Origin of the sequence: Vibrio sp. SBT000027 (assembly GCF_963894355.1) — a bacterium.
GTDB classification, from domain to species: domain Bacteria; phylum Pseudomonadota; class Gammaproteobacteria; order Enterobacterales; family Vibrionaceae; genus Vibrio; species Vibrio splendidus.
In genome coordinates, this window is record NZ_CAWQGD010000001.1 from 532,783 (window position 1) to 552,023 (window position 19,241).

The 19,241-nt window shown below is 43.7% G+C and carries 16 protein-coding genes; 5 read left to right on the forward strand and 11 right to left on the reverse strand.

Features of this window, described 5'->3' with window-relative positions; genetic code table 11:
- Positions 1 to 175: 175 nt before the first annotated feature.
- From AACU28_RS02265 to AACU28_RS02285, 5 genes are all read right to left on the reverse strand, one after another.
- Positions 176 to 1,015 (reverse strand): energy-coupling factor transporter transmembrane component T family protein, encoded by an 840-nt coding sequence (locus AACU28_RS02265; RefSeq protein ID WP_108185198.1) that lies wholly within the window; start codon positions 1,013 to 1,015, stop codon positions 176 to 178.
- Positions 1,012 to 2,706, reverse strand: coding sequence for an ABC transporter ATP-binding protein (locus AACU28_RS02270; RefSeq protein WP_108185199.1), 1,695 nt, complete (start codon positions 2,704 to 2,706; stop codon positions 1,012 to 1,014). Before AACU28_RS02270 ends, AACU28_RS02265 begins: the two co-directional genes overlap by 4 nt.
- A 6-nt stretch (positions 2,707 to 2,712) precedes the next feature.
- Entirely contained in the window at positions 2,713 to 3,261 is a 549-nt protein-coding gene (locus tag AACU28_RS02275) for an ECF-type riboflavin transporter substrate-binding protein (protein ID WP_004732085.1), read from the reverse strand.
- Positions 3,262 to 3,563: 302 nt separating this feature from the next.
- Positions 3,564 to 4,694: an HlyD family secretion protein gene (locus AACU28_RS02280; RefSeq protein ID WP_108151803.1), complete on the reverse strand. Its 1,131-nt coding sequence runs from the start codon at positions 4,692 to 4,694 to the stop codon at positions 3,564 to 3,566.
- Positions 4,694 to 5,089 carry a DUF3302 domain-containing protein gene (locus AACU28_RS02285; protein ID WP_121602253.1) on the reverse strand — a complete coding sequence of 132 codons (396 nt, stop codon included), beginning with the start codon at positions 5,087 to 5,089 and terminating at the stop codon, positions 4,694 to 4,696. The genes AACU28_RS02280 and AACU28_RS02285 overlap by 1 nt, the downstream gene beginning before the upstream one ends.
- 250 nt (positions 5,090 to 5,339) lie before the next feature.
- Here AACU28_RS02285 and AACU28_RS02290 point away from each other — a divergent pair, with 250 nt between their 5' ends.
- A complete protein-coding gene (locus tag AACU28_RS02290) occupies positions 5,340 to 6,242 on the forward strand; it encodes a DMT family transporter (RefSeq protein ID WP_121602254.1) in 903 nt (300 codons plus the stop codon).
- Positions 6,243 to 6,313: 71 nt separating this feature from the next.
- Here AACU28_RS02290 and AACU28_RS02295 read toward each other — a convergent pair whose 3' ends face one another.
- The 4 genes from AACU28_RS02295 to deoD all read right to left on the reverse strand — a co-directional run bounded on the left by AACU28_RS02295 (position 6,314) and on the right by deoD (position 11,810).
- Positions 6,314 to 7,894: a GGDEF domain-containing protein gene (locus tag AACU28_RS02295; RefSeq protein ID WP_121602255.1), complete on the reverse strand. Its 1,581-nt coding sequence runs from the start codon at positions 7,892 to 7,894 to the stop codon at positions 6,314 to 6,316.
- Positions 7,894 to 9,363 (reverse strand): hypothetical protein, encoded by a 1,470-nt coding sequence (locus AACU28_RS02300; protein WP_017090319.1) that lies wholly within the window; start codon positions 9,361 to 9,363, stop codon positions 7,894 to 7,896. The genes AACU28_RS02295 and AACU28_RS02300 overlap by 1 nt, the downstream gene beginning before the upstream one ends.
- A 185-nt stretch (positions 9,364 to 9,548) precedes the next feature.
- Positions 9,549 to 11,018, reverse strand: a complete 1,470-nt coding sequence (locus tag AACU28_RS02305; RefSeq protein WP_029222154.1) for a lactate dehydrogenase — start codon at positions 11,016 to 11,018, stop codon at positions 9,549 to 9,551.
- Between the two features lie 81 nt (positions 11,019 to 11,099).
- Positions 11,100 to 11,810, reverse strand: coding sequence for a purine-nucleoside phosphorylase (gene deoD / locus AACU28_RS02310; RefSeq protein ID WP_004732072.1), 711 nt, complete (start codon positions 11,808 to 11,810; stop codon positions 11,100 to 11,102).
- A gap of 347 nt (positions 11,811 to 12,157) precedes the next feature.
- On the opposite strand from deoD, the gene AACU28_RS02315 reads away from it, so the two are divergent.
- A complete protein-coding gene (locus AACU28_RS02315; RefSeq protein WP_121602256.1) occupies positions 12,158 to 13,255 on the forward strand; it encodes a L,D-transpeptidase family protein in 1,098 nt (365 codons plus the stop codon).
- Between the two features lie 147 nt (positions 13,256 to 13,402).
- Here AACU28_RS02315 and AACU28_RS02320 read toward each other — a convergent pair whose 3' ends face one another.
- Entirely contained in the window at positions 13,403 to 13,669 is a 267-nt protein-coding gene (locus tag AACU28_RS02320) for an Lpp/OprI family alanine-zipper lipoprotein (RefSeq protein ID WP_004732066.1), read from the reverse strand.
- 361 nt (positions 13,670 to 14,030) lie between these two features.
- Between AACU28_RS02320 and AACU28_RS02325 the strand changes: the two genes are divergently transcribed.
- Positions 14,031 to 15,362 carry a DEAD/DEAH box helicase gene (locus AACU28_RS02325; protein ID WP_004732064.1) on the forward strand — a complete coding sequence of 444 codons (1,332 nt, stop codon included), beginning with the start codon at positions 14,031 to 14,033 and terminating at the stop codon, positions 15,360 to 15,362.
- Positions 15,363 to 15,515: 153 nt separating this feature from the next.
- On the opposite strand, the gene AACU28_RS02330 is transcribed toward AACU28_RS02325, so the two are convergent.
- Positions 15,516 to 16,763, reverse strand: a complete 1,248-nt coding sequence (locus AACU28_RS02330; RefSeq protein WP_121602257.1) for an SGNH/GDSL hydrolase family protein — start codon at positions 16,761 to 16,763, stop codon at positions 15,516 to 15,518.
- Positions 16,764 to 17,326: 563 nt separating this feature from the next.
- Between AACU28_RS02330 and AACU28_RS02335 the strand changes: the two genes are divergently transcribed.
- Together AACU28_RS02335 and AACU28_RS02340 are read left to right on the forward strand one after the other, a co-directional pair.
- Entirely contained in the window at positions 17,327 to 18,268 is a 942-nt protein-coding gene (locus AACU28_RS02335; protein ID WP_017086552.1) for a lipase family alpha/beta hydrolase, read from the forward strand.
- Positions 18,269 to 18,306: 38 nt separating this feature from the next.
- On the forward strand, positions 18,307 to 19,200 hold the full coding sequence (locus AACU28_RS02340) for a lipase secretion chaperone (RefSeq protein WP_121602258.1): 894 nt from the start codon (positions 18,307 to 18,309) through the stop codon (positions 19,198 to 19,200).
- Positions 19,201 to 19,241: the final 41 nt, after the last annotated feature.

Consider the following 19,241-nt stretch of genomic DNA (forward strand, 5'->3'; position numbering starts at 1 on the left):
GTTTCTAAATTAGATTTCAAACCAAAGACGTAAGTAAACGGTCAGTTTATCGTCAAAAATAGTCAGTATTGAGTTATTGGTTCAATTGTTAATCAGATCTTGGCACACATAAAAACACCGCCCTATTGAGCGGTGTGTTATTTTAAGTCGTTGTTTGTATGTGGTAAATTAAAACTTAGAATGGATACCAAAACAATTCAGGTTCAAGAATGCGTTTCGCTATGGCCAACACCACAATAAAAGCAATGACACTCAAACAAACAAAGTCGATACGTTTCAAAGGTGCATAGCTATACCAAGTGCGCGCTTTGTGTCGGCCAAAACCTCGTAACGTCATTGCGTTAGAGATCTCGTCTGCGCGGTCTAAGCTAGAGAAAATGAGCGGCCCTAGAACCTTAGCCACGTTTTTGATTCGAGTTATTAGGGGCGCTTTCTTCGAGAGTTCTACACCACGAGCTTGCTGAGCATGCATGATATTGATGAAGTCCTTCTTAACTTCTGGCAAGTAACGCAGCGTCAAGCTTACCGCATAGGCGATCTTGTACGGAACGCCGATACGGTTGAGGCTCGCGGCAAACTCAGTCGGGTGCGTAGTGAATACGAATATTAACGCTATCGGGAACATACTCATGTACTTGAGCGTGACCGTGACTAAGTAAAATAGAGTCTCTTGGCTCAACGAGTAGTTACCCGGCAATGTCAGTAATACAGTTTCGCCACCGATGAGCTCAGTGCCTTGCTGCGGAGCAAGCAGGAACATGAATAAAGCATTTAGACTTAAGACACTCGCCGTACCTAATAACAAAGGTTTATACACGCGTATAGGCACATTGGTGAGCTTTAATAGGTATAAACCAGTCATAATAAGCAGCGTAATCAATCTCAGGTCGAACGTAGTCAATACCACGGTTACCCAAGCTAAGAAGAGTGCAAATTTCGTGATGCCATTCAATGCGTGCAGAGGGGATTTGGTATCAATGTAGTTGATGCCGAATTTTACTTTTGATGCGTTCATAGAGAACTTCTCTCGTAGTCGATGAAGTACTGCATAAACGCATTGGTATCGTCGATTTTCATCATAGTCGCGAGTTCATAAATACTGGTGGTACAGAGGTTTGCACGTTCTAGAAGCGATGGCTGACTAAACACTTCCGTCATGGCGGCATTGGCAATCAACTTGCTGTCTGCGATTACGATTGAACGTGTGGTGTACTCTAGAACGAGATGCATGTCGTGTGAGATGATCACCACAGTAATACCTAAATCACGGTTAAGCTTTTGGATAAACGCCAACATTGACGTGTAGTTTCGGTAATCTTGGCCTGCTGTTGGTTCATCCAAGATGAGGAGTTCAGGTTCCAACACTAAGATAGAAGCGATGGTTACACGCTTTTTCTGACCGTAGCTCAAAGCTTCGATAGGCCAGTGACGGAACTTACTCAGCCCACACAGCTCAAGAACGTTTTCAACTTTTTCTTTGACCTCATCTTCTGCAACGCCACGGTTACGAAGACCAAAAGCAATCTCGTCAAAAATCATATGATGCGAAATCATATGATTTGGGTTCTGCATTACTACACCGACCTTTTGGCTTCTTTCGAAGATAGAAAGCTCAGATAAGTCTTCACCATTTAGATAGGAAGAGCCTGAATCGGCATCGATCACACCCATGATGAGTTTGGTGATGGTAGATTTACCCGAACCGTTCTTGCCCAGAATCGAAACAAACTCGCCTTTGCCAATCTTGAAGCTCACATCTTCGAGTGCGTTCTTCTCGCCGTCGTAAGAATAAGTCAGACCATGAACTTCGAGTAAAGGCTGATACTGCTTTTCTGCAGCTGGGGCAGGGCGGTCAGCAAACCAAGCTTGAACTGCTGGGCGGAACCTTTTGTAATCCAAAGCTTTGAGGTTTGACAGCTTATCTTCGCAGGTTAGTGGGGCTTTCGCCGCTTTAAGCGCAGATAAGTAAAGAGGCTCACGAATACCGTGCGTATCAAGTAACTTAGACGCTAAAATTTCATCGGGAGTCATATCCGCGACGATTTCACCGCGCTCCATTAAGATCACACGATCGATATCACGATGTAGGACATCCTCGAGGCGATGCTCGATAATCACGATGGTTTTGTTGGTTTCTTTATGCAGTTGGTCAATGATCTCGATGGTCGCCTTGCCTGTCTTAGGGTCAAGACTTGCTAAAGGCTCATCAAACAGCAAGATATCAACGTCATCAACTAAGATACCCGCTAACGATACTCGCTGTTTTTGACCACCAGATAGATCATGAGGAGAGCGCTCAAGCATGTCCGCTAGGTCAACCATTTTTGCAGTCGACTTAACTAACGGGTACATGTCAATGTTCGACATCAACTGGTTTTCTAATGCGAAAGCAATATCTTCACCGATACTCAAACCCACAAACTGGCTGTCAGTATCTTGCAATACCGTGCCGACTTGTTCGGTATAATCGTGCATCGAAAATTCAGAGATATTCTTGCCGTTGATCTCTAAAGAGCCAGTTACCTCACCTTTAATTGCATGAGGTATTAGGCCATTGAGACATTGACCTAGGGTAGATTTACCACTGCCACTTGGTCCAATAATGACGATTTTCTCTCCTTTCTCTATCCTTAGATTGATATTTTTTAGCGTCGGTTTATCCAGCGACTCATATCTAAAAGAGAAGTTCGAAAATGCTATAGTCATTATCGCTTATGCCTCAGTCAGGTTGCGGCTTTGTTTGTTGCGTTTAGCGACTGATTTTAGGATCAGGAAGCCCACAACAGCGATCAGAACGGTGTTACCCGCTGCGATGATAGACAGTTGAGTGAAGACTTTAGTAAACGGTTCTGCATATAAGATAGTATCTAGGAACGCAGAGCAGCCATAGCCTACAACGTTACCTGCAAGGGCCAGTATCACGAACAATACAAAATCTTTCATTGGCAGTTCGCCTTGTTGAAGACGGTTCTTAGTCATCATAGGGAATAAGCCGATAACCATACCTACGATACCTGAGCCTAAAACCCAGGTTAACCACACGCCCCAGCCTGCGAACAGATCCGTTACCCAGTGACCGATAAAGCCAACTAAGAAACCAACAATTGGGCCGAACAAAACAGAAAAAAGTGCTAGGACTGCCATCGCTGGTTTCAATGTCGTGTTCGCAAACACTGGGACACCAAACATAGGTAAACCACCAATGCCGTACAGTGCCGCGCCAATGGCGATAACGACCACTGTTTTAGCTGAAAAGTTCATAGATAACCTCGAATACTGAAAGATAAAGCTTAATAAAGAACGAATATTCACCATTATTAATATGCGTCTCAATGAGAACGTTTTTTGGGCAAATATAAAAAATAAGGCGCGCATTATACAGTAGAACCCTTCCATAAGGGAAGGTAAGTGTCTAGATGTCTAAAATTCCATCTGAACACCTAAATATCGTGTAAAAAGCGCAATTTTACGGTTAATCAAGCAACAAAAAAGCCAGAGCGGGTCTGGCTTTTTCATTCGTCTTAACAATGTGTTAAGTGGGTTCGTCGCATATCTACGACCATTTAGTGGTCCAGATATAGATAGTTTTGCCAACTCTTCATGCGAATAAGGACCTTACGCATGATAGACACGTGAGTGAAGCTGTCAGAATAAACGGCAACTTCAACCGCGGTACCCATAGGTAAATGGTAGTCAGACAGATCATCAGTGATGCTTAATTTAACAAACACACGACCACTGGTACGTAATGCGTCAGTACCTAGAAGCGCGCCTCTAGCTTGGAATTGGCTCTCACCAATAGCTGGAATCACTTCATCAATACGTCCTTTAAATATTTTTCCTGGCAATGCTCTAAACAGGAACTCAGCTTCGTAACCCGGTTGTAGGCGTTGTAAGGAGTTCTGTCTAAATGCAGCGGTATAGAACTGCTCCTCTGTGTGAACAAACGTCATCACGGGAGCTAAAGGAAGTGGAACTGCCATTACACCTGGGCGTAATGCTAGTTGCGTAACGTATCCGTCAGTGGGAGCTCGAACCACGGTTTGTTCTAAATCAAACTGAGCTTTACGTAATTCAGCCAATAAGCTTAAAACCGCTGTATTCTCGCCACCTATTTCAGAGTTCAAGGCGATCTTTGTTTGTTCTAGGTTTGCATCTGCCACTTTCACGGCCGCTTCCGATGCTTTGTAAGCTTGTCTGCGGGTATCCAATTGCTGCTCGGTAAAAGCGCCACTGTCGTAACCGCGCTTGTAACGAGAAAACTCACGTTGCGCTTTATCTCTTTCTGCGATGGCTTTGATTTTTGCAGCCTCTGCTTCAACCACTTCAGATTCCATTCCAAGAGCACCTTGGCTTGCTTCTTTTACCTTGGCTTCTAACCTTGCGACTTCAGCTTCGAATGGAACTGGGTCTATTTTGAAAAGAATATCCCCTTGCTTCAGAGGTTTGTTTGCTTCTACTGGCACTTCGATAACTTTACCCCTAACGCCTGAAACGACTGGCGTTGTTGAGTAAACTTGGTTACCGATTTGTGTAAATGGATGGTTGTAGTTCATTAGTAGAATTAGGGTACCTACTATGATCACACCTCCAAGTACGGCAGTAGGTACTGTCCATTTATTTAGCGGTATATTGAACACCTTGAAAATGGTGATACAAAGCGCCGCATAGGTCATTATCAGCAGTAAATCCATTACTTAGCCTCCTGATCTTGAACGTTGTTTGTCTCTTTCTCTGGCCTGCTTTGCTCAGCACCTGCTTGCTTGAGCTGTGCGATTTCTTCCTGAAGAGTACTCACTTGATCGATGAGAATATCGACGCGATGATGAATATCGTGTTGTTCTTCTTCTAATTTAGCGAAGCCCCAACCACGATCTTTGCGCCATAATGTTGCCCAAATCCAAAGAAATGGCCAAATAGTATGTAAGGTGAATAGGCTAACCCAGCCTGAGACGTGAATAGCATCTTGATGAGGGTGATTGCGTTCTTTCGCAATTTCATAGGGAATATCGTGAATAACGATGATGCCGTAAAAGATTACTAATGCTACGAAAATAAGTAAGCCGAGCGCAAAGTAGTCTAAAAACATAACAGATCCTTGTAATGTTAGATATTAGTTATAAATATACTACGCTATCATCCAAGTAATTGTTATAAAAATGATTTACCGAGTTGAAAATAATGTGTTGTCGCTTCTAATGCGAATAAAAGCATTGATGAATCTTATAAAATCTCATCGCGTTTGAAGAGGCTATTTCGGCTTTCTGGTTGGTATTTCAGCTGAAATGATGACAGCTACGATTCTAAATGACGTGCATAACCACAAGGGATAAATACGGATGTATATAGGTGAATTGGCGGCCATTGGCGCTGCAATTGTGTGGGCATGTGCGACATGGATCTATGGGCAATTTGGACATCGCTTCTCTGCGATGCAATTGAACATTGTTAAGGGTGTAGTAGCCTCTGGCATGATGCTGTTGGTCATGCCGTTAATACCGATGCCTGAATTTGAATTGAGTACCAACCATTTTCTGATATTGGCAATTTCAGGTGTGATTGGTATTGCGATTGGAGACAGCGCCTATTTTGCGGCGTTGAAAAGAATCGGTGCCAATAAGACGCTGTTACTGGAATCTTTAGCACCACCTCTTTCTGGTGTGCTGGCACTCATGTTTCTTGGCGCTGTATTGACAGTACAAAGTTGGCTCGGTGTCGTGATTACAACACTAGCGGTGACTTTTGTCGTCTTCCAGCCATCACAATCGACGAGCGGTGATTCTAAAGACAAAGCGCAGTGGGGTGGCATTGGTTATGGGCTTGTGGCGAGTGTTTGTCAGGCATCCGGTGTGGTGATTTCTCATTACGCGTTAGTGGCGGGTGATATCCCACCATTATTAGGTGCACTGATTCGTCTCACGATAGGTGTGTTTGCAGTAATGCTGATTATCCCTTTTGTTGAAAAGAAGCCGTATTCATCGATAAAAAGAGATTTATGGGAAATGACCAAGTTCGATAAACTTTGGTTATTAGGGGCAATCTTTGTCGGAACCTTTTTGGCATTGTGGCTTCAGCAAGTTGCATTGAAGAATGCCAATCCTGCGATTGCACAAACATTGATAGCGACCAGTCCGGTCTTTATTTTGGTGATTTATGCGCTGAAAGGGGAGAAGGTGTCAAAGCAAAGCGTCATAGGGACGCTTGCTGCCCTTGCTGGAATATCTCTGTTCTTTTATCAATAAGATGCAGGCTTAGCTACAGACCTACAGACCTACAGACCTACAGACCTACAGATCTATAGAGTCACATGCCACTACTCTGTACACACTTGATTACGGCCGTTGGCTTTAGCTCGGTATAGCGCTTTATCGGCACGGTAGAAGGTACGCTGAGTATTCTCTCCGTCACGATGTAAAGTGATACCGATACTCACGGTTAAACCGCGTTCTCCGAGTATTTCATGCCATCCGAATTGGAAGATGCGCTCTCGATAATTTTCAGAGTGCATTTCTGCTTTCGCAAGGTCAGTGTTTTCAAGGATGACGAGGAACTCTTCTCCACCAAATCTGACACATGACGCGCCTCTAAACTTAAAGTATGAGCGCAGCTCTTGAGAAACGCTGACAATCGCTTTATCACCCACTAAGTGGCTTAGTTCATCATTGATAGACTTAAAGTGGTCGATATCAACAACCATCAAGGCGAAAGGTGCTTCGTGAAGCAACAGGTCTTTTAGTTTTACATCTAACCATCGACGGTTGTGTAACCCGGTCAGTGGGTCGGTGAAAACATCTTGTTGTAGTTGAGCAACTGTATTCTTGTGTTGTTCAGTCGTCTCTTTGAGTTCTCTATTTTCTTGTTCAGAGAGAATGAGTTTGAGTTGTAACTCAAAACGCGATAGGCGGCGTAGTTGGCTTGCACCAAGTTCGCTGATCGGGATCTGCTTCATCAGATCCGTTTCAATTCGGTAACCTTTTTTCTCATAGCTTAGAGCTTCTTGAAAACGGCCCTGATTCATACATACGTCACTCAAAGAGTCATAGAAACGCTTTGCAAGTACTGGCGATGAGTAGGCTTTTACACGTTTGTCTGTGCTCGACAAAATCATGCTCGCATAGTCTTGCTTTCCGGTTGCACTTAGGCAATGTGCTAACTCGAGACGAGTCATGGTCGCGAGCCAGCTTGCTTGAGTGGTGTTGGCTGGGTATTGAACTTTTGATAGGCAACGTAAGGCTTCATGGTATTTCTTCTTAGCACGAAGTACTTTCGCCTGGTAAAGCAATATTTGAGCTGTGAGCAGCTTGTCACTCACTAGAATACTTAATTCTTCGCACTCATTCAGTAAATCGCTGGCCGCGGTAATGCGGTTGAGCAGAAGTAGGCTTGCTACCATATGCAGCTTGAATTTGAGGCGAAGTGAGCGACTGCTTATCGCGTGGTCTATACTGCTGATTTTTTGGTAATAGCGAAGAGCTCTGTTGTGATCACCATAGGCATCACACAGGTTGCCCATGCCTAAGATAGCCAATACATATTCATCGATATGGCCGTGTTCAACCGCAATTGTCGATGAGCTGACGAATTCATTCAGTGCCGATGTGTAATCACCAATTTCAACTAAGCGGTCGCTTAGGCTGGTCTTTACTGTGAGAATGTCTTCGATATCTACAGGAAGGTGGAGTAGGTCGAGTGCAAACCTGAGTTCTTCGATACTGGTTTGATTTTGTTGTAACTCGGCACGGTACTCAGAGCTGATGATATAGCAGTGCGCTTGCTCAGTTTGCGTGGTCGAAACGTGCTGGCGAATGTGGTTCCAGAATATGATCGCTTCTTCACCCGATACCGATGAAGGGTCTAAACCAGCATCTGTGATCTTGCGTAATAGGGTTTCCATTATTCTATTACCTCAGCATCGTCTTCTTCTAATTGTTCAAGAGTGAACGGGAACGTCAAAATATCATTGAGGCTGACGGTAGGTCTCGAACCTTTTAATCCTTTTCTATGCCATGGATATATTTCTAGCATGGTGCTGAGAGTTTGGAAGGTTTGTTCTGCGGCTTCGCCTTTCTCTGAAAGCATCATAGCAACACGCTCTGAACTCAGCCTAGCGATGAAGTCGTTTTGATTACACAAGGTATGAGCAATCTCGGTACAGACATCTAAGTAATCGGTATCGACATGATGGAACATAATGATGCTGTGGTTCGAACGCTTAAGTTCTGTCTTAAATAAGACCAACTTCTCCCACCAAAAGGTTTCAGATACGACATAAGAGAGGTGCTTTTCAGGATCGTACTCATGCTGGCCACGAATACGGTTAATCAGTTTTCGTGCTCTCTGTTCAAGCTGGCGCTTGGAACTGCGCGCTTTGTCTAAACCGACACGATTAGTTTGCTCTTTAAGCATACCGATGGAATATTGACGGTACTTTTTAAAGGCGACCAACGCAGCTTTGAAATCTTGGTTTTCTTCTGCAACCAAGGATTGTTGGTAACAAATCTGGCTAAGCAACTCACCATTATCGAATTCATTTGCAGAGTGTTCAGCGAGTTTCAGCAATTCTGCCGCATGTTCTGGTCTTTTTCTCAGGAGCTCCAATCGAGCTCGACTGATGTAAGAGTGCGCTTTCATCCAAACGAGGTTATGTTCTACGGCTAGATTGTGCGCTTTGGCTGTCGCGCGCTCTGCATCATCTAGGCGTTCAAGCCCAAGCAGAGCAAGGCCTCGAAAGTCCCATACTTCGGCATGCCAAGTGTTATCTTTATGCTCTTTTAACGCTTCTTCTGCACCGTCGAGTACCGACAGCATTTCAACATAGTTGTTAAGCAGGTAGTAATCCCAAGCGAGCAGTATTCTTGCTTTGCCCTCTAGCCAACCAATGCGGCTGTTGTTAGCCACTTTAACGGCAAGCTGATGGGTAGAACGTGCAAGCTTATATTCATGAGTCATTCTCCAAATGTTGCCAAGCCCAATGAGACATTCAATTTGAATCTCGACTTCATCAACCAGTGCAGATTGCTCTAAGGCATTGATCCAAAACTGTTGGGCGGAATAGTACTTGGCTTGTCCCCAGTACTGGAGCGCGTGTAAATGGAGGATTTCAGGGAGGAAAAGGTCGGTATCTAATCGGTTCTGGCGCTTGTAGGCTTCCTTGATGTACTTCAAACCTTTTTGGTAATCCATCAGGTTCCAGCTACACCTTGCCATTAACATTAATGACTGGATGGCACCCTCTTCAAACAGAACTTGCTCCGATCGGACTAGGCACTGTTGAGCAATCTCTAGGATCACCGATGGCTCAGAGTCGACACGAGTTTTGAGTTGTTCTAGTTCTGTTTCAAGAAGGTACTGATTTTTGTCCAAGAGTTAGATCCATAATTATCGAACATATTGATAACACAATCATTATAAGAGTGTGATTTGAGATAAGCACCAATTATCTTTCTTAGGGCCTTAAAGGAACATGTATCTTTTCCAATTATGGGTGTTACCTCATGTTGTTGCTTTAAAATCAATGAGTTCCCGAATAATTATCTAGAGGTCTGTTTCTATGAAAGTAGTTGCTTTAGGGTCAATGGCTGCTCTGCTACACCTAAGCGCTGCGCTGCCGTGAGCCCTTGCTTATCTTGGTAGCACAGATTGTGCCAAGCTCTAAATATGTCGAGCAATGGAAGAATGCCCCCAGGACGAAGCTTACGTCTGGGCTCATTGATGAAGCTATCAAATAACAGCTGGAAGCGTTGTTGATAGAACTTGGTTTGCTGAATTGAGGCAGTGTTAAACCACTGTTTTGGTTCTGGATTGTTACCCGTTAGGTAGCAAATACCTTTCTGGTTATCACCTTGATTTGCGATAGCCCAACGATCGCGCCACCAACTCATGTGAACGATGTCGATCTTTTCGAAACTTTGATCGTCTTGCCAGCCGGGATCTTCCTCTACATACATAAGGTCAATATTTTGACTCTGAATGCGCGGCAAACATACACTTAAAGCGGCAGATCTTAGTAATGGATCTTGTGGCATATAGATAGCGACATGCTTATCTTCATTACACATATCAAGCACATGTAGGAAGTGAGCATAAGAGGTATAAGGCGGTCGAATCAGCGCGCCTTTCGAAGGGTAGCTAAATGTGGTGAGGTTACCCATAGGATCCTCAACGTTACCTCTCGCTAAAATCACTTGGTACTGCTGTTCAATACGCTCTTTCAACTTGTCAGATGGCTGAGGTTGTTCGAGGTTCGCTTCTGATGAGTGATCTTTGGATACAAAACGCGCAACGTCATCGTAAGGATTGTGATCAACATTCCCTGAAGGCTCTTCATTTTGAGAATAGTTGACGTGTTGGCAAAGGATATAGCCAGAATGCGCCTCACCCGTCGCTATCCAAACCACACCATTGTTGCTTTGCGGTTGTAGACGTTGATAGTGAGAAGCGAATTGATAATCTTTGGCATGATTAACCCATCGTGCATCGATCATCGCTAATTTACGACGGCAACGGCTCGCGATGTGGTCAACATGATCATAGAAAGTCTTTGGGTTGATCTCTAGTTTTCTGCAGATTTCACGTACGGAATAGCCCATGAACAACAAGCCCATGAGGTTCTCTTGAAACTGAAGTTTTTTATTGGATCCAGACCACTTGTCAACGAAGGTTGATTGGCAGTCTTTGCATCGATAACGCTGCCTGTCACCGCTGTAACCGAAGGCATGATAAAGATGTTTGTGGGTGTGAACCGATAGGCCAAAGTTATCGCAATCATCATTGCGGCAAGCAGGAAGGCCATCGCTGTGAAGTTGTCTTAGGCGATGAAGTTCGCTTAACACTTCACGATTGTTAAGTAAGGGGGGGAAAGCTCCACATTCACGACAAACCATCGCCGGACGCTTAGGGTTTGCGTGTTGCAAAACATACCGTTTTGCATCGCTCAAGCCAAAGTTGTCACACGCCAATGTTTTACAAAAGTTGAGTTGCAAACCATCCGCATCTTTTGGCAGCTTGTCGTTAGACACGATCTCCCCCTCGGGATTATTTGAGCAGCCAAGTAAGCTTGGCTGCGGGGTAACGCTTTTCAATGTATCTTATTCAAGTCGTTAGATGTTGATTGCAGTCTCTAGAGCAACTTTCATCATGTCGTTGAAAGATTTTTGACGATCTTCAGAGCTTAATTTCTCACCACGGATGATGTGGTCAGACACTGTTAGGATGGTTAGTGCTTTAGCACCAAGATCCGCAGCAACACCGTAGATACCAGCCGCTTCCATATCAACACCAAGGATGCCTAGCTTTTCCATTTTCTCGAAAAGGTCAGCTTCTGGAGTGTAGAAAAGGTCTGCAGAGAATACGTTACCAACTTTAACTGGAACTTCTTGTGCACGTGCTTGGTTTACAGCTTCTTCTAGAAGACCGAAATCAGCGATTGCAGCGAAGTCGTGGTTGTTGAAACGAATGCGGTTTACTTTTGAGTCTGTAGAAGCACCCATACCGATAACAACGTCCATTAGTTTAACGTCGTCACGTACCGCACCACAGCTACCTACGCGAATAACGTTTTTCACGCCGTATTCAGCGATAAGCTCGTGTACGTAGATGCAGCATGATGGGATACCCATACCGTGGCCCATTACAGAAACTTTCTTACCTTTGTAAGTGCCTGTGTAACCAAACATGTTGCGAACGTCACAAACTTGCTTCACGTCATCAAGGAATGTTTCTGCAATGTATTTTGCGCGAAGCGGGTCGCCCGGCATAAGTACTGTTTCTGCGAAATCACCAGCTTGAGCATTAATATGAGGTGTAGCCATGGTCGTTCTCCAAAGTTTAAACGGTAATGATAGGAACAGGATTTAATCAATTACCGATTCTGTTGAATTGAATTCGTTTTGTTGAGGCAATATTAGCGAGTTAAAACGAGGCTCCATGAGACTTTAGTCACAAAACCGCTTTGCCATTATAGTTTTATTAATATTGATAACCAAATATGTTGAAAGCGTAAAGGCAATCGATTTTGTATGGGTAAATTGCTCGATATTTAAAGATAAAGCTCGAAATTTAAATCTGTTGCATATTGCCTTGGAGACAACAATACGTTGTAGAGACGTTTGATCAGCGATAATCTAAACTTTGATAAAGAGACAAACCAAGGAATTGTATGTCGTATTGCGCTAACTCGACGCCTTCGCACTCGATGAAAACACAGTTACAGACGAAAACAAGGTTACATAAGCTAGTGTTGGTCGCTGTTAAATCCACATTGATTGCTGTTAAGTCCGCATTGATTGCTGTTAAATCCACATTGATTACGATTAGAACGACTTTGTTTGCTGTGAGAACAGCTTTACTTGCTCGGGTAATCATTTTGCTTGCTGGCGCGATGACTTCGTCGTGGGTGTCTGCTGCAACTTTTGAGTTGCCACCAACAGAAAGCCGTATCGTGGGCAGAATACAGCAACACGAAGTTGCGGCGGGTGAAACTTTGGCGATCATTGCAAAGCAATACGATATTGGCTTTCTCTCTTTAATGGCGGCAAACAAAGGGGTCGATCCTTTTCTTCCTGCTGAAGGCTATGTGTTAAGCATTCCTAGCCGTTTGATTCTGCCGGATACTCCGAGAAAAGGCATTGTGATTAACCTTGCCGAATTAAGGTTGTACTACTTTGAGCCTGAGAAAAATCAGGTGCATGTCTTCCCTGTCGGTATCGGTCGAGTAGGGCGTGATACTCCCGAGATGATCACAAAGATAAGCCAAAAACGTCCAAACCCGACTTGGACTCCTCCAAACTCAATTCGCAAAGAGTACTTAGAGAAAGGCATAGAGTTACCAAGAGTGGTTCCTGCTGGGCCTGAAAACCCTTTAGGTGAATATGCATTGCGACTTGCTTATGGTGCTGGTGATTATCTGATACATGGTACAAATAAAGATTTCGGGATAGGTTTGAGAGTCAGTTCTGGGTGTATCCGTATGGAACCTAAAGATATTGAGTGGCTTTTTGAACAGGTGAGTCGTGGTGAACAAGTCACAATAATCGATGAGCCGATTAAGGTGTCTCTAGAGCCCGATAGAAGTGTATTTGTTGAAGCTCACGAACCTTTGACGCGAAGTGATGGCTCTAAGAAATTACTGCAAATCCCTGTTGAACTAAAATGGTGGCTTGAAGACGCTGATCTTCCTAATTCAAAAGCCAAAGCAGTCATCTTTGCTCAAAATGGTGTGCCTGTTGAAATTGCACCGCCTGTGATTGAGTTCTAATTTGATCGGTTGTGAGTAAAGCCCAATAGCCTTCTTTTTCTTTCCCCTCAATAAAAAAACACCACCTCTAAAAGAGGTGGTGTTGTCAATTTACTGCATGTATATACGTCTTTTGAAATCTACAGCTTCATTGAGTTTCTATCTCAATTACTTAGTGTAAGACTCAGCAATGTTGTCGATACGGTCGTTAGCACGATCCGCTTCTTCTTTTGCTGCCATAGCCGCAGCTGATGCTTCTTGAGCTTTCATTTCAGCAGCCGCTTTGTCACTCTTAAGTGCTTCTACTTCGCTGCTTAGCTCAGCAACTTGGTTAGTTAGTTGGTCCATTTCTGATACTGCTGCTTCTTCAGGTTCTGAAGAACAACCAGCTAAAATAAATACTGAGGCTGCAGCTGCGATTAACGTCTTATTCATAAGAACTCCTTGCTTATTTATCATCAAAAGATGCGCTATACATTTTTTATCATATAGTCGCTTCATTAATGATTGTAGCGACTAATTTTTTAACTGCAAAAACAATAACTAAAGAAATTGCTAAATTTTTGAGGTAATTAGCTAAGCATCACGTTCTGTCTCAATTCTGAGATGAGGGGTTTCGAGGTCGTTTTGATACTACTTTGGAGAGTGGTCCCTTTGTTAGCAACGCATACAATGTTCTAGTTAACATCAGATAAAAGGATAAATTTACTGTGATCTCTATCCTTATAAAGTACTTTCGCGGTATCATGTCACGTTAAATTAATTTTATTCAATACCATCATGACTGGAGAGTCCTTTGCACTTTAAAGATTTAGGCTTAGATAACCGCTTACTGAAGAACTTAAAACATTACGACTTCAAGAAAGCGACAGAGATCCAATCAAAAGCGATCCCTGTTGCTATTGCTGGTAAGGATCTATTGGCTTCATCAAAAACGGGATCAGGTAAAACATTGGCGTTTGTGTTGCCGATGATACATAAAGCATTAAAAACAAAAGCGTTTTCTGCTAAAGATCCTCGTGGTGTAATTTTGGCTCCTACTCGTGAGCTAGCAAAACAAGTTTACGGCGAGCTGCGTAGCATGCTTGGCGGTCTGTCTTACGAAGCCACACTTATCTTGGGTGGTGAAAACTTTAACGACCAGGTTAAAGCCCTGCGTAAGTACCCTCGTTTTATTGTTGCGACTCCAGGTCGTCTGGCCGATCACCTTGAGCACCGCTCACTGTTTTTAGATGGTGTTGAAACGCTAATCCTTGATGAAGCTGACCGTATGTTGGATTTAGGTTTCGCACCTGAATTACGTCGCATTGCGAATGCAGCTAAGCACCGTCGTCGTCAAACGTTGATGTTCTCTGCGACGCTTGATCACGCGGAAGTGAATGGCATTGCAAATGAAATGCTAGACGCACCTAAGCGTATCTCTGTTGGTGTTTCTAACGAGCAGCACCTTGATATCACTCAGAAGTTCTACCTGTGTGACCACCTCGATCACAAAGAAGCGATCTTGGATCGTGTGATTGAAGAAGCTGAATACCGTCAGGTGATGATCTTCACTGCAACTCGTGCCGATACTGATCGTTTAACGGATAAGTTAAACGAGAAGAAGCTTAAAGCCGTTGCATTGAGTGGCAACCTAAACCAAACGCAACGTAATGCCATCATGAGCCAGTTCGAGCGTGCGGTTTACAAGATCTTGGTAACAACCGATGTTGCTTCGCGTGGTATCGATATTCCAAACGTAAGCCACGTTATCAACTTTGATATGCCTAAGCATACAGAAGAGTACGTGCACCGCGTTGGTCGTACTGGTCGTGCGGGTAACAAAGGTGATGCAATCTCTTTGGTTGGTCCAAAAGACTGGGACAGCTTTAAGCGTGTTGAGCTTTACCTTCAACAAGATCTTACTTTCTCTGTGCTTGAAGGTCTAAAAGGTAAATTCAAAGGTATTAAGCCTCGTAAACCTGCTTTTGCTAAAGGCGGACCTGCGAAGAAGAAGACCAGCACCCAAGTTAAGAAAACGCCGAAGAAACCGGTTAAGCGTGATAAGAGCTTCCACCAAAATGTGGCTGTGGGTGATACCGTGTTTATCCCTAAGAAGAAAGTCGCACCAAAAGTGGACGACGAGTAACCAACATGCGTGACCTAAAAGCTTAGCTTTGAAAGGTTGATGCAAATAAAAACCGCCGATGATGGCGGTTTTTTTGTACCTGTACTTCGTGTAAGCCCTTAGCTTCTGGTACTTACAGACGGCATTTGATGATACTCGACAAGGTTTCCCTCGTTAGAAATCAAAGGTAGAGAACGAGTACGCCAAAATATGACCGGCAATATATTTGTGAGTAGCCGTCGTTGGGTGTGTCACGCCCCAGAATACATAGCTGTCTGAACCATAGGTTGCGCAATCATTAGTCAAGCTATGGCTTCGTAAGTAGTCTGCTGCTGAGCTTCTATTGATATCAAGACAGGCGTCACTTGCGTTTCGAAAGCCATGTTGTTTTGGGTCATCGGTAATGCTGGCGAACAACGCACTTGCATCGAACAACACCACGTTTTTCCCCTGGCTTTGGTAATACTCGGCCTGCGCTTTGATGAATTGGTTGAACTCTAAGATCTTGCCACGAACTTTAATGATCTCTTGCTCAGTAGAGTATTTGAATTGCGGCGCTTTGGTCGCATCGGGCAATGTAAACAGTAGGATATTACTCGCACCAGATTCCGTTAATCGGATTAAAGCGCTACTGAAATCAGCTTTCACATCAGCGATTTCTCGGTCGTAATTCATAAAATCATTGAGGCCAAATTCTAGAGTAAATAGTGAGTTGTCTGGGCGGTAGTTTTTAGCGACTTCCATGTAGGTTAGGTAAGAGGTGACTTGATCATAGACGCCAGTCAGTGCGACGTATTGATTGGTACCTGCTGCGCCACCGACGGCCCAGTTATAAAGAGGAACGTCTTTGGCTTTTGCTAAATATTCGGTCCAAACCAAACCGTTTGAAAAGTGCCCTAGAAACCATGAGTTTGCATTTGGGAAAACCCATTGAGAGCCATTAAATAGGTTCCCAGTGTCAGAGAGGCTATCACCAAAAGTGACAATGCGATTAATGGAATTGGCTTGCACAGCGTTATCGTTGGTCCAGATGGAGTGATTGTAAGAGAAGCGGTTGTCTGCGGCAAAGTAGGTAATGTCAGCGGCGTCATGTTGGATGCCGAGAGTCTGTTCGCAACGCTGTTTGATTTCAGACTGTGGGGTATCACTGTAGAACATGTTCTTGAAAGAAACAGAAGACCACCAATATCCGTTGATCGTGTAATCGTCGCCGTTTTCTTTTTTCGCCCACTTCCAGTCGGTGGCTGCAGAGTCGTGCGATGCATCGGTTCGATACCAACATCGAACATAAGAATAGGTCTCAGAACCTTGTGTACTGAGCACTTGTGCGGATGTCATCGATTCTGGTGTCGGTATGGAGTCATCTGCAGCATAAGCCCCAAATGGTATGGTTAACGCGAGTATTAAAGCCGTATTTTTCATCACTGTATTCTCTTTGATATTTAGTGAGCCAAACAAAACGTTGTTGCTTGTTGTCTATTTCTTGTTGCCTCTTGCCTCTTGCTTGTTGATAAGTGGATAAGTAAATAACTGGTACGACCTATATCTAGAATCAATAATTCTCGTCAATACATTCAGGTTGTTGGCGTTTCATAATTGGTATAAGTATCAAATTTCCAACGACTTTCTGGTTGAAAAACAATCAAGTCGAAGCGAGGGATTTATCATTAATATTTAATTTCAGTGAGCGATACCTGCCAGTTTGTCGCCGCAGATCTAAATGAGATAAATTATTTTGGGAATGTTGGTTTTTATTTGGTCAAGATAATTGAAGTTATAGCTTTATGGTTTTTTGTTAAATATTAATTTAATCAATAGCTTATTGTGGTTCGGCGTTTGGTCTGATTCTATTTTTCTAATGTTCATCACAACTGTTTAATTCAAGTTCAACATCACAAATATCAAGTTGCTATTTTCTGTTTTATAAAATCATCAACTACGGTTCTTTTACTCATCAGAGGTCTAATCTGTTTAAGGAAAGAGCATTGAAAAAGATATTAATTTGGACGATAGCCTGTCTATCCAGTTTTGGCGCTTATGCCGGAACAAGCGCATCGGCATTAGAAGTCAGTGGATACACACAAACGAAATACCCCATTATGTTGGTACATGGTCTGTTTGGTTTCGATACATTAGCGGGTGTCGATTACTTCTATGGCGTACCTGAATCCCTAACCAAAGATGGTGCGAGCGTCTATGTAGCGCAAGTATCAGCGACCAATAGCTCTGAAGTACGTGGCGAGCAATTGTTGGCTCAAGTTGAAACACTGTTAGCCGCGACAGGGGCAAGTAAGGTGAACCTAGTTGGTCACAGCCACGGCGGACCAACAGCGCGCTATGTGGCATCAGTACGTCCTGATTTGGTTGCTTCGGTGACGAGCATTGGTGGTGTTCATAAAGGCTCGAAAGTCGCCGACCTCGTGCGTGGAACCGTATCAGAAGGCTCAGCCGCGGAAGGCATTGCGGTTAAGTTGGCTGGTGGATTGACGACGCTTATCAACCTATTATCTGGCGGAACGGATCTTGATCAAGATGGCCTTGCTTCCCTTGAAGCGTTGACCACCGAAGGTTCGCTTGCATTCAATCAGTTTTACCCTGAAGGCGTTCCGACGTCTGAGTGTGGTGATGGTGAATGGCAAGCCAATAACGGTGTTTATTATTATTCATGGACAGGATCCTCCACTTTCACCAATCTTCTCGATCCTACCGACGGAGCGATGACAATCCTTGGCTTAGCATTCAATGAACCTAATGATGGTTTAGTGGGAGCATGCAGCGCGCATTTGGGCAAAGTGATTGGTGATGATTACAAAATGAATCACCTAGACGAGATTAATGGTTTGTTGGGTATCCACCACCTCTTTGAGACCGATCCAGTGACGTTATATCGTCAACACGCCAATCGATTGAAGTTGGCTGGCCTGTAGTCGCACTGCCAAAAAGTTAAGATCATAAGGAAAATATAATGAAAAAGACCGCCATTTTGTCGATAACTACGATAGCCCTGATGAGCACAGCGGCGGTCTTTTTGTATCTACAAAAGGAAGATCCAAATTCATATAGTGACAACGAACAAAGCGCTTCTTCATTGAAGGTGGCCTCTCAACAAGATACCGAAATCGATAACGCATCAGCCAAAGACATGATGGAATATTTCGTCTCCGGCAATACCGAATTAACCCTCGAAGATATTCGCGACAATGTGGCAAAACACCATGAGCAATCACAAGCCGCGGTGGTCGATGAAGCATTGTTCGCTAAATATCTTGAGTACAAATTGGCACTGACATCATTGGACGTGCAATTCGACACCACATCAATATCCGCAGAGGACTTACGCGCACTGAATCAAGCTCTGCTTGACCTTCAAACTCAATTTTTCAATGAGAGCGAGATAAGTATCCTGTTTACCCATGACAATAAAATGAGGGAAATCGCTTTAGAAAAGTTACTTCTGAAACAAGAAGGGCTAGACGAGCCGGAATATCAGCAAAGGCTTGAGTATTATCTATCTGAACAGCCAGATTACGTTCAAACGAGCCATCAAAATCAGGTATTACTCCCACAGCTATCCAGTTCAGAAGGTCTAGATGAACAAGGCAAATACTTGAAGAGAAATGAGCTGGTCGGCGAAGAAGCGACACAGCGGCTCGAAGCGCTTGATCAACAAAGAGAGAGCTTTGAAGGAGCTTTAGAAATTTACTTTGTTGAACGAAATGACATTTTGAATGACTCAGCACTCTCAGAAATTGAACAAAAAGAGACGATCGCCCAGCTTAGAGAAGCTCATTTCCAGCCACAACAGCTAAGAAGGGTAGAAGCGATTGAAAGAATCAGAGCTGCTGAGAACGGTCGGTAAGGTTTGCTGAGCTAACGACGTTAGCCAAATTTTCAAAATTG